The sequence below is a fragment of the Aeromonas aquatilis genome, assembly GCF_054052405.1.
In genome coordinates this window covers 1-15,453 of sequence record NZ_JBSTYP010000085.1, presented here as the reverse complement: position 1 = coordinate 15,453, position 15,453 = coordinate 1, and the positions used below count along the sequence as shown (strand labels likewise).

Annotated in this window: 12 protein-coding genes and 1 pseudogene; 6 read left to right on the top strand and 7 right to left on the bottom strand. The window is 57.6% G+C overall.

What is annotated here, in order from left to right:
* Positions 1 to 166 precede the first annotated feature (166 nt).
* The 7 genes from ACW5W8_RS22000 to ACW5W8_RS21970 form a co-directional block, all read right to left on the bottom strand.
* Entirely contained in the window at positions 167 to 1,408 is a 1,242-nt protein-coding gene (locus tag ACW5W8_RS22000; protein WP_498630429.1) for a tetratricopeptide repeat protein, read from the bottom strand.
* Between the two features lie 11 nt (positions 1,409 to 1,419).
* On the bottom strand, positions 1,420 to 2,055 hold the full coding sequence (locus ACW5W8_RS21995; protein WP_498630427.1) for an energy transducer TonB: 636 nt from the start codon (positions 2,053 to 2,055) through the stop codon (positions 1,420 to 1,422).
* A 16-nt stretch (positions 2,056 to 2,071) separates the two neighbouring features.
* A complete protein-coding gene (locus ACW5W8_RS21990) occupies positions 2,072 to 2,479 on the bottom strand; it encodes an ExbD/TolR family protein (RefSeq protein WP_106842287.1) in 408 nt (135 codons plus the stop codon).
* A 67-nt stretch (positions 2,480 to 2,546) separates the two neighbouring features.
* Positions 2,547 to 3,074, bottom strand: a complete 528-nt coding sequence (locus ACW5W8_RS21985) for a MotA/TolQ/ExbB proton channel family protein (RefSeq protein WP_005338936.1) — start codon at positions 3,072 to 3,074, stop codon at positions 2,547 to 2,549.
* Between the two features lie 10 nt (positions 3,075 to 3,084).
* Positions 3,085 to 4,458, bottom strand: a complete 1,374-nt coding sequence (locus tag ACW5W8_RS21980) for a MotA/TolQ/ExbB proton channel family protein (protein ID WP_498630424.1) — start codon at positions 4,456 to 4,458, stop codon at positions 3,085 to 3,087.
* Positions 4,455 to 5,219: a DUF3450 domain-containing protein gene (locus tag ACW5W8_RS21975; RefSeq protein WP_498630422.1), complete on the bottom strand. Its 765-nt coding sequence runs from the start codon at positions 5,217 to 5,219 to the stop codon at positions 4,455 to 4,457. Before ACW5W8_RS21975 ends, ACW5W8_RS21980 begins: the two co-directional genes overlap by 4 nt.
* A 108-nt stretch (positions 5,220 to 5,327) precedes the next feature.
* The gene (locus tag ACW5W8_RS21970) at positions 5,328 to 7,853 is read right to left on the bottom strand and encodes a TonB-dependent receptor (RefSeq protein ID WP_498630420.1); all 2,526 of its coding nucleotides are present in this window, start codon (positions 7,851 to 7,853) and stop codon (positions 5,328 to 5,330) included.
* Between the two features lie 737 nt (positions 7,854 to 8,590).
* Between ACW5W8_RS21970 and ACW5W8_RS21965 the strand changes: the two genes are divergently transcribed.
* From ACW5W8_RS21965 to ACW5W8_RS21940, 6 genes and pseudogenes are all read left to right on the top strand, one after another.
* The gene (locus ACW5W8_RS21965) at positions 8,591 to 9,616 is read left to right on the top strand and encodes an ABC transporter permease subunit (protein WP_498630419.1); all 1,026 of its coding nucleotides are present in this window, start codon (positions 8,591 to 8,593) and stop codon (positions 9,614 to 9,616) included.
* 106 nt (positions 9,617 to 9,722) lie between these two features.
* The gene (locus tag ACW5W8_RS21960; RefSeq protein WP_498630417.1) at positions 9,723 to 10,766 is read left to right on the top strand and encodes an ABC transporter permease; all 1,044 of its coding nucleotides are present in this window, start codon (positions 9,723 to 9,725) and stop codon (positions 10,764 to 10,766) included.
* Between the two features lie 149 nt (positions 10,767 to 10,915).
* On the top strand, positions 10,916 to 12,733 hold the full coding sequence (locus ACW5W8_RS21955) for an extracellular solute-binding protein (protein ID WP_498630415.1): 1,818 nt from the start codon (positions 10,916 to 10,918) through the stop codon (positions 12,731 to 12,733).
* Positions 12,734 to 12,764: 31 nt separating this feature from the next.
* Positions 12,765 to 13,823, top strand: a complete 1,059-nt coding sequence (locus ACW5W8_RS21950; protein WP_498630413.1) for an ABC transporter ATP-binding protein — start codon at positions 12,765 to 12,767, stop codon at positions 13,821 to 13,823.
* The gene (locus ACW5W8_RS21945) at positions 13,820 to 14,866 is read left to right on the top strand and encodes an ABC transporter ATP-binding protein (RefSeq protein ID WP_498630411.1); all 1,047 of its coding nucleotides are present in this window, start codon (positions 13,820 to 13,822) and stop codon (positions 14,864 to 14,866) included. Before ACW5W8_RS21950 ends, ACW5W8_RS21945 begins: the two co-directional genes overlap by 4 nt.
* Before the next feature lie 179 nt (positions 14,867 to 15,045).
* Positions 15,046 to 15,333: pseudogene (locus ACW5W8_RS21940) on the top strand (transporter substrate-binding domain-containing protein); the annotation flags it as partial.
* Between the last annotated feature and the right edge of the window lie 120 nt (positions 15,334 to 15,453).

Here is a 15,453-nt window from a genome sequence, read left to right as displayed (position 1 = left end):
TGGAGCGTTACGGGAGGGGCGTGAATATCAAAGCATGTTTGCATGAGGCGCTGGGGCACCCCATGCAACACGTAATTGGGACATAGCCTAAAAAAACCGCTCCGAAGAGCGGTTAATGGAGCCACCAGGCAACCATAAAAGGGACTACAGGTAGTTGTCATTGGAATTACTGGACGGCTGCCTCTCCGGTGCCACTCTGCTCTTTGAGGAAGCTGATCCACGGAGATGCCCGACCACTGACGTTGCCATTCTGAGCCGCCTGGGTGAAGGCGTTGAGGGCCTCCTTCGGCTTTTGTTGCTCAAAATAGGCGACCCCGGTCAGGAACTTGAGATCCGCACGCTGTTCACCATTGGCATTGGCGGCCGGTTTGGCGGCCAACGCCACCAGATCCTGATAGCGCTTGCTTTGGATCATCATGCGCGCCATTTTCAGCTGCAATTCGGCGCTCGGGGCCAGCTGGTAGGATTTGGCCAGGGTGTCGATGGCCGGATCCAGCTCCTTGGCCTGATGCCAGTAGTTGGCCAGGGTCTTGTAGTTGCTGGCACTCGGCTCAATCACCCCGTCCTTCATCCCCTTCTCCATCACCCGTGCGGCGCGATGGGGAATGCCGGTGAAGGCGAGGTAGTTGGCCAACCGCTGCAGCTCGGCAGCCTCGGTCAACATGCCGAGGTTGTAGGCCGACTCCAGCGCCGCCAGCGCCTTGCCATCGTTGCCTGCCTGCATATGCATGGCCGAGAGCTGGGTCCAGTACTTCTTCTTCTCCGGGAACATGTTGACCAGAGAGGTCAGCACCTCGGTCGCCGGTTTGTACTGTTTCAGCTCGTAGTGAGCGCCCATCTTCAGCAGATACCAGGACTCCGGCGCTTTACCTGCCGACAGCTTGATCGCCTGATCCACTGCCGGGATCGCGTCACGGTACTGCTTGAGCTGCACGTGGGCGTTGGCTAGCGTGATATAGGCATGGGAGTTGGGCTTGTCATCCTTGCCCTGGTTGGCAAACCACTCCTTCATGGTCTTGATCGAGCCCTGATAATTGCCCTCAGCCATATAGAGCTGGGCCAGGTTGTAGCGTACCTGCTGGGCCACCGGTGGCGGCAGGCCGCCTGTCGCGATGGCATCGGCAAAGTACTTGGTTGCCTGACCGTATTTCTCCTGCTGGGCGGCTACGAAACCGAGAGTCTGCAATATGACCCCCTTGTCGTAGACCCGCTCGCCCGCGCCGGAGAGGGCATCTTGCAGCTTGGCATTGGCCTCGCCGTATTTCTTCTCGGTGATCAGCTCCTGCGCCTTGTTGACCGCCCGATAGGCCCGATCCGACAGGGCCGGCTGCTCGGCGGCCCAACTGGCGGTGCTGAGCAGCACCGCCATGGCGACCGGGGCGAGGATCATCTTGTGTAACTTGTTCATCGCCACCTTCCTTAGTTGACCGCAAACTCGATCTCTTGCTGCATTCGGCTGGCTTGCGCCTTGCCATCCACCATGGCCGGTTTGAACGTCCACTTGGCGATGGTTTTGCGCGCCTCTTTACCGAGGTCATAGCTGCGCGGCTCTTCCTTGACGATCCGCACGTTGCTGACGGTGCCGCGCTCGGTGACGGTGAACTCCACCAGCACCTTGCCGGAGGCCAGCCCCGCCAGTGCCGCCTTGCGGGGCATCATGGGCTCGAAGGTTGCCAGCGGAATGGCGCCGTTGTTGCCACCGACGCCGCCACCACCGCCGCCGGTGCTGTAAGCACCCAGCGCGTTGCCACCACCGATGTTGACCGGGATGTCGAGCTTGGGCATGTCCATCGGCGCGCTCTCCATCTTCGGCCGATCCGTGCTGGCCACTTCCATCTCGGGAGGCGGCGGCGGACGCTTGGGCGGCGGCGGTTTGGGCAGCTCCCGCTGTTTCTCTTGCAGGGTCTCCTGGGGCTTGAGGCGGATGAAATCGGTCATGGTGACGTCATCCTTCTCCACCAGCTCCCGGTGATCCGGTGTGATCAGCTTGTTCATTCCCAGAAACAGAAAGAACACCACCACACAGGAGACCGCCAACGATATCAGGTATCTCATAGGTCTCTCTCCGGCATCAGTTGCTCTTGTCTGCCGCGATGGAGATGTTCTGGACACCGGCCATGCGGATCTGATCCATGACCTGCACCACCAGACCGGAACGGGATTCGTTATCGGCCTGGATCACCACGGCGCTCTCCGGGTTTTCGGCCCGCAGCCGCTCGATGTTGGCGCGTACCGCCCCCACCTCGACCACCCGCTTGTCGACCCAGACCTGACCGTTTTCGCGCACCGCGACCATGATATTGCCCTTCTTCACCGTCTCGGCCGTGCTGGCACTGGGACGGTTGATCTCGACACCGGACTCCTTGACGAAGGAGGTGGTAACGATGAAGAAGATCAGCATGATGAACACTATGTCCAGCATGGGGGTCAAATCGATAGCCGCCTCGTCAGCACCGCTGTCGCTGTAACGTTTTCTCATAGCAGAAACTCCTTGCTTGTTCTGTGCCCCCGGCAGGCCATGCCTCGCCGGGGGTATGCATCCTGCATCAACCGTGTTTCAGGTTGTCTTCCAGCTTTTGCACCGCCAGTTTGGCCTTGTGATCGAGCTGGTTGACAAAAAACAGGCCGGAAAGGGCGGCGATCATGCCCGCCATGGTCGGTACCGTTGCCTTGGAGATCCCCGATGCCATCGCCCGCGGCGAACCGGTGCCGGTGATGGCCAGGGTGTCAAACACCTGCACCATCCCCACCACGGTGCCGAGCAGCCCCATCAACGGGCAGAGAGCGATCAGCACCTTGATGACCGGCATCCCCTTGTCCACCGCCATGGCAACCCGTGAGACCAGCTCGCGCCGGATCTGCTTGGCAGACCAGGAGAGGTGATCGGTGCGGGCCAGCCAGGTAGCCTTGGTCTGCTTCACCTGCTTGGGGTAGACCGCCATGAAGTAGAACCAGCGCTCCAGCAACAGGGCCCACATCATCAGGGTCAGGAAGAACAGGGCGACCAGTACATCGCCCCCCAATCCCAAAAACCGGCGGACCGACTCGACTTCTTCAATCAACCAGAACCACATGGGTGACTCCTTACGCTGCGGCTTTGGAGGCGTGCAGACGTTCCTGATAACGGGCGACGAAACCGGCACTCTGCTCTTCCAGCACCTGGATCAGACGACGGCTCTGGGTCTGCACAATGGTGTAGAGGAACAGCATGGGCACCGCGACGACCAGACCCTGCATGGTGGTCACCAGCGCCTCGGAGATACCGCCCGCCATCAGCTTGGGATCGCCGGTACCGAACAGGGTGATGGCCTGGAAGGTGGCGATCATCCCCACCACGGTACCGAGCAGGCCCAGCAGCGGTGCGACGGAAGCGATCAGCTTGATGATGCTGATGCCCTTCTCGAACTTGGGCACGTTGCGCAGGATGATCTCGTCGAGCTTGGACTCCAGATCCTCGATGTTGTCACCACGATGGCTCTGGTAGGCCCCCAGCATGTCACCGATGGGATTGCCCTTGATGATCTGATCAGATTTGAGCTGCTTACGCATGGACGAGCCGATGAGCGACAGGCGGATACCGCAGAAGATGGCCAGCAGGGTGCCGAGCACGCCCAGCACCATGATGACGTAACCCACTTCACCCCCCTGATCGATCCGCTCCTTGAGGGTCGGTGACTGCACCAGCAGGGAGAGGATCACGCCGCGAGACGGGTCGATGAAGATAGGTTTGACCCCGTCACCACCCGCTTCGAACTCGGCGATGGGGGCCAGCACACTCTTCTCCGGTTGACGGGAGAGCTGCTCGAACTTGCCGGTCTCCGGTACGAAGGTGAGGTACTTGCCTTCCGATACCGTGTTGAACTCGCCGATCTGGGTGACGGTCTTCTCGGCCTGGTTGCCCTCGCCATAGACCACTGTCGCCGGGATCTGGCTCACCTTGCCACCGTCCACCATGCGGCCGAGGGTGGTGGTCCAGAACGCTTCCAGATCCTCGCTGGAGGGAAGCTCCTTGCTCTCCGCCAGACGGGTCAGCAGGGCCGCTTGCTCCGGGTGCTCGACCTGACGGGCAGAGGCGTTGAAGATCCCCTTGAACTCACCGGCAAACTGACGCAGCACCCCGAACATCTCGCCCATGTTGCCAGAACGCTGGCGCAGGGTATCGGTCAGCTCGGTCAGCTGCTTGTCGTTGGCATCAAACGTCGCCTTGAGCTGCTCGCCCTTGGCGGTTTCGGCAGCCAGCTCGGCCTTGGCCTTGGCCAGCAGCGCCCCTTGCTCGTTCTTGTCAGCGAGGAAACGGGCTTCCCGCTCCTTGTTGAGTTGGGATTCGCTGAGACTCGAGGCTTTCACCTGGTTGAGCAGCGCATTGAGATCCACCGGTTTTTCGGCGGCGGTCACCGGCAGGGTGACCAGGGTTGCTCCCGCAATCAGGGAGGCAATAGCAAGTCTGATTCCTTTCATGATGCTTTCTCCGCAGTTTGAACCGGCAGCTTGATGAGGGCGGGAGGCGCCTGCTTCTTGGCGATGCGAAGACCCTGTTCAACCGCACTGCGATACTCCTGGGGCAGCTCTTCCCACTGGCGGGTCTGCTTGTTCCACATGCCGGTCTCATTACCATCCGGAGACTGGTACAGCAACGCGATGCGGCCGACACGCAGGAACTCGTAGGTCTTCTCGCTGCCATCCTTGTCCAGGCTCGCCTTGTAGGACTCGATGGTGCGGCTGAAGCCCTCCTCGATCTGGTAGGCCTCCAGGATCTTGCGGTACTTCTCGGAGATGGTGACATCGGCCCGGTTCATCAGGTCGGTCAGGGCCGCCACGCGGTCCTCTCGCTCAACCTTCTGGAACGGCAGATCCAGCGACACAAACTGCTCGAGGGAGTCGATCATCTTGAGCATCAGGGGCACCACTTCGGTGCTGGTCTGATCGATCTGGGCGATCTGCTTTTGCATCGACGCCAGCTCGCTGCTCTGGGATTCGACCATCTTGCCCACCTGCTCGTTGTAGGTGCGCAGGCTGTCGATCTGACGCAGAGCGGCCTTGTATTGCGCCAGGGCAGATTCAGCAGATTCGGCATAGTTGTCGATCTTCTGCTGGGAAACTTTGGATGCGTTGTCGGTGGCGGCTTGTGCGTCCACAGCCTGACCGGCGGTAGCAGCACTGAGATTGAAGCTGGTCAACAAGGCGGCCGAAACCAGGCTGCCAAGGAGCGCTTTCTTCATTGTAATAGTCCTTGTCTTCATAGGATTACCCTATCTCCGTAACTTCCTTGGACGTTGGGCACAACCGGCCCGACCGGGCCGGCTGAGGTTGTATATCAACGGGGTTGATTAGAACTTCTGGGTGTAGTCGATGTAGTAGACGCGACCGTCGATGCCGTAGAGGTCTTCATCGTAGGTGAAGCCATCATTTGACAGAGAAGGGCCACGGTTGAACATGTTCTTCACGCCGGTCTGGATCTTGCCGTTCCAACTGGTGTCGACTGCCACGTTCAGGTTCCAGACGGTATTGGAAGCGATATGACCCTCTTCCTTGCCATCCACATAATCCTGACTCTGGGAGTCGATGTAGTTAGTGCTCAGGTAGGTATCCAGATTCCACCATTGCGGGAAGTTGGCACCGATCCCGGAGTTGAGGCGCAAGTCGGGTTTACCATTCCAGCCCTTCTTGTCGATCATCGGGCCACCGGCAAACAGACCCTCTTCATACTTCAGGATGTAAGTACCACCGAAGTCATAACGCAGGGTGAAGGTGTTGAAGTCGTACTTGTAGTCGGCTTTAAAATCGACACCACTGGTCTTGAGTTGCCCCAAGTTGACCATGCCAGCCTTGATCTCCTTGATGGTGCCGTTGGGGAGACGAATTACGTTCGGGTTGCTGCCACTGTTCAGCTCCTGATAAATCTGGGTTTGTGCCGTGGCTAGCTGGATCACATCATCAATCTTGATGTAGTAGTAATCGAGTGACAGATTCAAGTTATCCAGCGGGTTGTAAGCAGCCCCGATAGTGAAGGTATCAGCCGTCTCCTCCTTCAGATTTTTATTGGACTGACGGGTAACGTCATACTGTTTCTCAGGACAGTTAGCTGTGCCGGTAGCATTGCAGCGTACATAGTCCTTGGCATAGTCAGCAGAGAATGAGTCTGCGGCATAGAGATCATCCAGCCCCGGCGCCCGGAACGATTGTGACCAGGAGGTCCGGAACATCAGGTTGTCTAGCGGCTGGTAACGCAGGCTCGCTTTGGGTGAGAAGGCGCTGCCAAAGTCGCTGTACTTGTCATAACGACCCGCCAGGTTCAACTCGACCTGCTCGGTGATGGGGATCAGGCTCTCGATATAGGTGGCAAACACATCGCGCACACCACCACCGGAGTTGCCGGACGAACCTATGACGTTGCCTGCTTCAGACTGACTGTCATAGGTATCGGAGTAAGTCCAGTCGTTATACTCGGAGCCCCAGTACCAACCGATTGGACCGGCAGGCAGTTCACCCATCTCCCAACCCAAACCGCCATACCACTGGAAAAAGTCCATCTTGGAAGTACGCGAGGTATCGTAGGACAACAGATCATTTACTGACTTATCAAACTCACCATTGGTGAACTTGCCATCTTTGATTGCATTACGGGCAGCACTTTTGAGGATATAACCGCTACCATCACTGGTATTGTCAGTCTTGGAATACATGTAACCGGCGTTCCATTCAACATCCCCAACGGCCTCGGTAGGTAGTACACCGTCAAAGCCCAAGTTCATGCTGCCGGTAAAGTCAGTCACATCGTTATCACGAGGACCAATATTGTTGAATCGATAGAAAATTGCAGCCTGACCGCCAGTGATTCCGTTCGCAGCCAACAACGCAGGATCATCACTCACAAATGAGCCCGCAGCAGGGGCAAAGCGGCCAAAACTGGTCACCCGAGAGCCGATAAACTGAGGAACAAAATCCACGCTGTCATTGATGTGATAGCGACCATTCACATAGACAGTATCGCGAGAACGAGAGGCTGTTTTAGCAGCAACCTTGGCGAAATCAAAGTTGCACAAACCATCCTGTTCAACAAAGCCGGTCCCGACATTGGCACAGTTAATACCTGCAAGCTGCTTAAGCTCACCAGTGCTCAGGTCCATAATATTGCGCCCGGCCAGACTGGGGGATTTTGCCCCTTGCAGAGCCAGATAGTCACGGTCACGATAATAGATCACGTCCTTCTCATCGTGCTCGTAAACCATCATCAGGGAGCCTTTCTCCCCATTGACACCCGCAACCACAGAGCCACTCTTCTCATCACCGCCCTCTTCGGTTGGTGAGCCAAGACGCCCTTGGAATGTCAACCCTTCGAAACCCTCCTTGAGGATCACGTTGATAACACCGCCGATAGCATCAGAACCATAGAGTGCGGAGCCGCCATCCAGGTTCACTTCCACCCGCTCAACAGCAGCCATGGGGATGGTATTGAGGTTGATGGAAGTGCCCCCCATGGAGGGGGATCCAGCAACACGTTTGCCATTGAGAAGCACCAGGGTTCGTTCTGAGCCCAAGCCACGCAGCCCTACTGTGGCTTGTGACTGGGCAGAACTACCGGAGGATGGGGAGAAACCACCAAAGGAGTTGTAGGAGGCCTGTTTCAGATAATCGGCCACAGTCTGCTGACCAGACTGTTCAATTTGGGCCTTGCTGACAGAGACAACCGGAGTCGCCCCCTCAACATCAACACGGGAGATGCGGGAGCCAGTGACTTTGATTTTCTGCAGTTTTTCGACGTTCTGCCCCTCTTCGGCAGATACGGATGGGGCCGCTGCAAGGCTCGCCAAGGCGAACGCAATCGCAGCAGAGATTCTGCTCTTCCTAAGCATCGCTTATTCCTTCCTGGTTGTTTTTTGTTTGCTTCCTGATACCGCCCTCTTTGGAGCGATGCGTAAGGCTTATCAATCTTTGACTAGCGGCGTCAATGGCGCATGGGCGGGGCAAAATTGGGGCAGCAATAAGCGGAGTGTATTAATTAATAGCGGGATAAATAGTGAATAATTCTACCAAAGACAGATTGAACAATGTAAACGCTTTGTTAAATGACATTGGCGGCGCTGAAATGAAATTTAATGAACTTATTAGTAATAGCACTGTCTGTTTATATCTTATTTCGAATTTCCGGCCTCAATAAGAATAAAACTCTAATTTCATGAGGGGGAACCCTGACCATATTGATCGGAATGACAGATAAAATCGGCGAGATGATATCGTTTTCCCTCTTTTCATCAGCACAGATAAAACCCAATAAATTCAATGTCATGACAGAAATGTGAACTTTTAAAAACAGCTGTTTATTTTTTTAAAATTAAGTTGAGTAGTAGCGTTTTGTTTTTATTTTCACTTTTCAGATAAAAAACGTCATTTTTCGGTACTTTTGGTCTCAATGGGTCATTTGTCCCAGTTTTCTATTTCCTTGTACTTGATTTTTGTTGCAGAGCTTTTACAGTGGCCAAGCGGATTGTCTGCTGTTTAGCAATCAATCCAGCGCGTAATGCCAGGAAGGATAGGCCCGTCACCGGATTTGACTGGCCGCAAAAAAGAACAACAAGGACGAGGTTCCACCATGCTGTCGTATTTCCTACGCCGGATGCTTTTGATCATCCCGACGTTTCTCGGTATCACCCTGCTCGTCTTTACCATCACCCGTTTCGTGCCGGGCGGACCGGTCGAACGCATGCTGCTGCAAGCCCAGGTTTCCCAGAATGAATCTGGCCGCTCCAGCGGCAGCAAGGGGGCGCAGGCCCTCTCCGATGAACAGATCGAAGAGCTCAAGGCATTTTATGGCCTCGACAAGCCGATGCTGGTCGCCTACTGGGAGTGGTTGCAGAAACTGGTGGTGCTGGATCTGGGCGAGTCAACCCGCTACTACGAACCGGTGTGGGATCTCATCAAGGAGCGGCTGCCCGTCACTGCTTTTTTTGGATTGGCCACCTTTCTGCTCAGCTATGCGGTCTCCATCCCGCTCGGGGTAGCAAAAGCGCTCAGACACAACAGCCGCTTCGACTCGTTAAGCTCCATGCTTATCTACATGGCCTATGCCCTGCCCGCCTACGTGGTGGGGATCTTCCTCATCACCGTCTTCGCCTTCCATCTGGAGTGGCTGCCAATGGGCGGTTTTCCGGGGGATGACTTCGAATACATGGAGAGCAGCTGGGATCAGATCCGCACCGTCTTTGCCCATGCCCTGCTGCCGCTTATCGCCTACGCCATCGGTGATTTCGCCATCCTCACCATGACTATGAAAAACAGCCTGATGGAGAACCTGTCGGCCGATTACGTGCGCACCGCCGTGGCCAAGGGGTTGCCGTTTCGCAAGGCGGTCACCGACCACGCCATGCGCAACAGCCTGATCCCCATCGCCAGTCACCTGGGGTCTGTGCTCACCGTTTTCTTTGGCGGCTCCTTCCTCATCGAGACCATCTTCAACATCGACGGCATCGGCCTGCTCGGTTACGAGGCTATCGTCGAGCGGGATTACCCCACCGTCATGGGCATTCTGGCCATCACCTCCATGCTGATGCTGATAGGCAATATCGTCTCCGATATCTGTGTTGCCCTCGTTGATCCGCGTGTGCGGTTTGGAGAGTGACCATGAACCAGACCTCTATTGCCATGCCGATGCTGATATCACGCCATATCGTCTCCGATATCTGCGTTGCCCTTGTTGATCCCCGCGTGCGGTTTGGAGACTGACCATGAAGCTCAATCCGGTTACCTTGAAAAAACTCAAGCGCTTCAAGTCGATCAAGCGCGGTTACTACTCCTTCATCATCTTCACCACCCTGGTGCTGCTCTCCCTGCTGGCGGAGCTGCTGGTCAACAGCCGGGCGCTGATGGTGAGCTATCAGGGCCAGCTGCATTTCCCCACCTATGGCGATGTGATCCCCGGTCAGCAGTTCGGGCTCGATTACGAGTACGAGACCAACTACCGCCAGCTCAAGGCCAAGTTTGCCGCAGAGGGCCAGGGCGACTGGGTGCTGCTGCCGCCAGTACCCTGGAACCCCTACGAGCAGGATTTCAAAGAGGATGCCTACCCGCCTTACGCCCCCAGCGCGGCTGAGCGCCACTTCCTCGGCACCGACACCAGCGGCCGCGACGTGCTGGCGCGGCTGGTTTACGGCTTTCGCATCGCCATCGGCTTTGCCTTTATCGCACTGGCGGCCAGTTACGCCATCGGGGTCACCATCGGCTGCCTGATGGGCTTCCTCGGCGGGCGGTTTGACCTCGTGTTGCAGCGCTTTATCGAGATCTGGTCTCAGGTGCCATTTCTCTACGTCATCATGATCCTGGTGTCGCTGGCCAAGCCCAACTTCGGCCTGTTTGTCGCCATCAACGTGCTGTTCGGCTGGATGGGGATCACCTGGTACATGCGCACCCTCACCTACAAGGAGCGGGCGCGGGACTATGTGATGGCGGCGCGGGCACAAGGGGCAACCACCAGGCGGATCATCTTCAACCACATCCTGCCCAACACCCTGATGATGATCGTCACCCTGGCGCCGTTCGCCGTGGTGGGCAATATCTCCACCCTGACGGCGCTCGACTATCTTGGCTTCGGGCTGGCACCGCCGACCCCGAGCTGGGGGGAGCTGCTCTCCCAGGGCATCAACAATCTGGATGCCATCTGGATCGTCAGCTCGGTGGTGGCAGCGGTGAGTCTGGTGCTGATCATGGTCTCCTTTATCGGCGAGGCGATCCGCGAGGCGTTTGATCCGCGCAAATTTACCCGTTACCAATAAGCCAGCCGATGCTAGCGCATCGGCAGGCGCCGGATAACGAACAGTGATAAATGAAGGACGGGCCGCCGCCATCGGCGGTCCCGGGAGCAAGGGATAATCCCGTTATCAATCAAGACCCCCAGTGCAGGGGCCAGACCTGGAAGTCAAACATGAAAAATAAAATCAAATGGATAGGTGCTATCTTTGTGCTGGTAAACGGATCCTGGGTCTGGGCGGCCAGCCTGCCCGCGGATCTCAAATGGGAGACCAACGACACGGATCCTGTGTTCGCCTCCCCCAAGGCACTGCCGGGTGGCAGCCTCAATATGTTTGTGGAGAGCTTTCCGCTGACGTTTCGCACCGTGGGGCCAGATTCCAACGGATCGTTCCGCTCCTTTATTCTCGATAACCAGTTGCGACTCATCAGCTTCCACCCCAATACCGGCAACCCCATCCCCTCGCTCGCGACCCACTGGGCCATCGCGCCAGACAGCCAGACCGTCTACTTCAAGCTGGATCAGCGAGCCAAATGGTCGGATGGCAAACCGGTCAATGCCGATGACTACACCTTCGGCTACGAGATGATGCGCTCCAAACACATCAAGGGGCCCTGGTTCAACAACTACTACACCACTGAAGTGGTAGCGGTAGAGAAGATCGATGATCACACCATTATGGTCAAAGCGGGCAACCGCAAGGCCAAGATGGACCTGCTCAACACCACCGAGCTGTGGCCCCAGCCCAAGCACTACTACAAGCTGACCCCTAACTGGGTGAAGCAGTACAACTGGGCCGTGGTGCCCACCACAGGTCCCTACGTGATCAGCGACGTCAAGAAGGGCAAGTCGGTCACCTTCAGCAAGCAGAAGGATTGGTGGGCAAAGGATGATCGCTACAACCAGCACAGATTCAACATCGACACCATCAAGGTGCAGGTGATCCGCGACCACAATATCGCCTTCCGCCACTTCCTGAAAGGGGAGATCGATACCTTCGAGATGATCCTGCCCAACTGGTGGCATGAAAAAGCGGTCACCCCGGAGTACAAAAAAGGCTACGTGCAGAAGGTGATGGCCATGACCGATACCAAACAGGGCGGTCAGGGGGTTCACCTCAATGTGGCCAACCCCAAGCTGGCGGACGTAAACGTGCGCCTCGGCATCCAGCACGCCTTCAATATCGACAAGATGATCGAGACCGTGCTGCGCGGCGACTATGACAGAGCCACCACCTTCGACTCGGGCTTTGGCGAGTTCACTGACATCAAGCTGCCGGAGCGGGCTTATGACATTGGCAAGGCGCGGGAGTACTTTGCCAAGGGCGGCTACAACAAGCCGGGGCCGGACGGCATCCTGCAAAATGAGAAGGGTGAGCGGCTGACGCTGGCGCTCACCTACACCAGTCAGGAACACTCCAAGCGACTGACCGTGCTGAAAGAGGAGGCCAAGAAGGCGGGTCTGGATCTGGAGCTTAACCTGGTGGATGGCGCCACCGGCTTCAAGGTGATGCTGGAGAAGAAACACGAGGCGGCCTGGCTTGGTTGGGGCGGCGGCGGTCTCTATCCGCAATATTGGGAGTTTTTCCACTCCGCCAACGCCAACAAACCGCAGACCAACAACCTGTTCAACGTGGCTGACAAGGAGCTGGACGCGCTGATCGACGCCTACAACGTCGAATTCGACATGGCCAAACGGGCCAAGCTCTCCCAGCAGATCCAGCAGCGCATCTATGATCTCGCCATCTTCGTGCCCGGGGTGCAGCTCAACTATGTGCGGGCCAGCAGCTGGCGTTATGTGATGCTGCCGGAGGTGCCTGCCACCAAGAACACACCAAACCTGCTCTACTGGCCGATGGACGGTTATCCTCACAGTAGTGGCGGTCTGCTCTGGCTCGATCCCAAGGTGAAGGAAGATACCCGCAACGCCAAGGAGGCAGGGGAGGCGCTGGCGCCCATCAACCTGCTCGACAAGACCTATGCAGCTCATTGATATTCAGGCCATTGCGAAGGGAGCAGCCGTTATGCCCAACACTCAGGCCCCCATTCTTGACGTACCGGATAACGGGGGGGAGTTCGCCGTTGATAACGGCCAGCACCCAGCCCCAATCCTCGAAGTACGCGATCTCGAGGTGGAGTTCGCCGTCGATGATGGCAAGATCAAGGTGCTCGACGGGGTCAGTTTCAAGGTGGCCCCGGGTCAGACCCTGGGCGTGGTTGGCGAGTCCGGCTGCGGCAAGAGCGTCACCTCGCTCGCCATCATGGGGCTCTTGCCCAAACCCCACGGTCAGGTGGTGGCGGGCTCCATCCGCTTTCAGGGGGAGGAGCTGCTGTCACTGACGCCGGACCAGATGTACAAGGTGCGCGGCAACCGCATCTCGATGATCTTTCAAGAGCCGATGACGGCCCTCAACCCGGTGCAGACGGTGGGAGAGCAGCTGATGGAGGTGTTTCGCCTCCATCGCCCCGAGTATGACAAGGCCCAGCGCAAAGCGGCGGCCATCGCCATGCTGCAGAAGGTGGGGATCCCGGAACCGGCCCAGCGCTTTGCGGTCTATCCCCACAACCTCTCCGGCGGCATGCGCCAGCGGGTGATGATCGCCATGGCGCTCTCCTGCGAGCCAGACCTGCTTATCTGTGACGAACCGACCACGGCGCTCGATGTCACCATTCAGGCCCAGATCCTCGAACTGATGAAAGAGCTGCAGGCCCAGACCGGGATGGCCATCATCTTTATTACCCACGATCTGGGGGTGGTGGCGGAGCTGTGCGACGAGGTGGTGGTGATGTATGCCGGGCGGGCAGTAGAGCAGGCCGACGTGTTCGAGCTGTTTGACCACCCCCGTCATCCCTATACCCACGGCTTGATGAGCTCGATCCCGCGCCTCGAGGATGAGCCCAAGAGCCTGCTCAAGACCATCAAGGGACAGGTGCCAGCCCTGCATGAGATGCCCGCTGGCTGCCGCTTCTCCAACCGCTGCCCCCACGCCACCGATCTCTGTGTCAGCGCCATTCCGGCGGTGGAGCAGTTAAATCTGCGCCACCATGTCGCCTGTCACTACTGGAAGGAGTTGACCCCATGAGCACTCTGTTATCGGTCAGGGATCTGAAACAGCAATTCCGGCTGGGCGGCGGGTTCCTGCGCAAGCAATATACGGTTCACGCGGTGGATGGCATCAGCTTCGACCTGAAACAGGGGGAGACCCTGGGGCTGGTGGGTGAGTCGGGCTGCGGCAAGTCCACCCTCGGGCGCAGTTTGCTCAAGCTGTTCGAGCCGACCGCAGGCACCATCACCTTCGAGGGGCGCGATATCACCGCCCTCAGCCCGAAGGAGATGCGCTCCCTGCGTCAGGAGATGCAGATGGTGTTTCAGGACCCTGCAGAATCTCTCAACAGCCGTCACACCGTGGGTCAGATCCTGGAGGAGCCCTTTATCATCCACGGTAAAGGCAACACTGAGCAGCGGCGCGGCTGGGTGCAGGAGTTGCTGGCAAAAGTGGGCCTGCCGGGCAGCGCGGTGGATCGCTACCCCCACGAGTTTTCTGGCGGTCAGCGCCAGCGCATCGGCATCGCCCGCGCCATCGCCCTCAAGCCCAAGCTGCTGGTGTGCGACGAGGCGGTCTCGGCCCTCGATGTCTCGGTGCAGTCGCAGATCATCAACCTGCTGCTCAGCCTGCAGCGGGAGATGAACCTCTCCATCATCTTCATCGCCCACGATCTGTCGGTGGTCAAACACATCTCGGATCGGATCGCGGTTATGTATTTAGGAAGGATCGTCGAGCTGGCGGATGCCCAGTCGCTCTATCTGGCGCCGCGCCACCCCTATACCCAGGCGTTGATCTCCGCCATTCCGGTGCCGGACCCGCGCAGGCGCAGCCAGCGCATTCTGCTGACCGGCGATGTGCCCTCCCCCATCTCGCCGCCAAGCGGCTGCCACTTCCACCAGCGCTGTCCACATGCGACCGAGTTGTGCAAAAGCAAGGCGCCCAGGCTTGAGGCGTGTGATGAGGCCCATCATCAAGTGGCCTGCCACACCCCACTCGCCGTCGGTGGTCACGCTATCAGCGGCAACGCCATCAGTGACAACGCCATGAGCGGCGACAGCAGGCTGGAACAGGCGAGCTAGGCGCAGCGAACAAACCCCAGGGTAGAAACAGACGAGGCGGCCATCAGGCCGCCTCGTGCTGTCGGGTCATTTTTACCTGTCATCAGACGCCCCCCGAGATTGCGGGGGTGTTAATAAGTGGTTAAACAGCGTAACTGTAATGCCATACTTATGACACCTTCAAAAAACATGGTATTCAGATGCTCAGAGTCCTTGCGTTATTAGTACTGATGTTCAGCCTTGCTCCAAGTGCAAAGCCGCTTCGTTTTGTTGTACAACACTTTCCCCCTTACACCTTCAAAGACGAGAATAATCAGCTCACTGGCGCATATGTCGAAATGGTGAACGCGGCCTGCAAGGAGTGGCCCGACGGATGCGACATCATTCAGTTACCCAATTTGCGCGCTCGCAAAATGCTGCAAAAAGGGCTGGTTGATGGCATGTTTCCCCTGGCCAAAAACCCGGAACGCAGCCAAGCGCTCTGGTTCAGCCGCCCCCTGAGTCGAGCCGCCTGGGGTTTTTTTTGGCTATGTCCCAATTACGTGTTGCATGGGGTGCCCCAGCGCCTCATGCAAACATGCTTTGATATTCACGCCCCTCCCGTAACG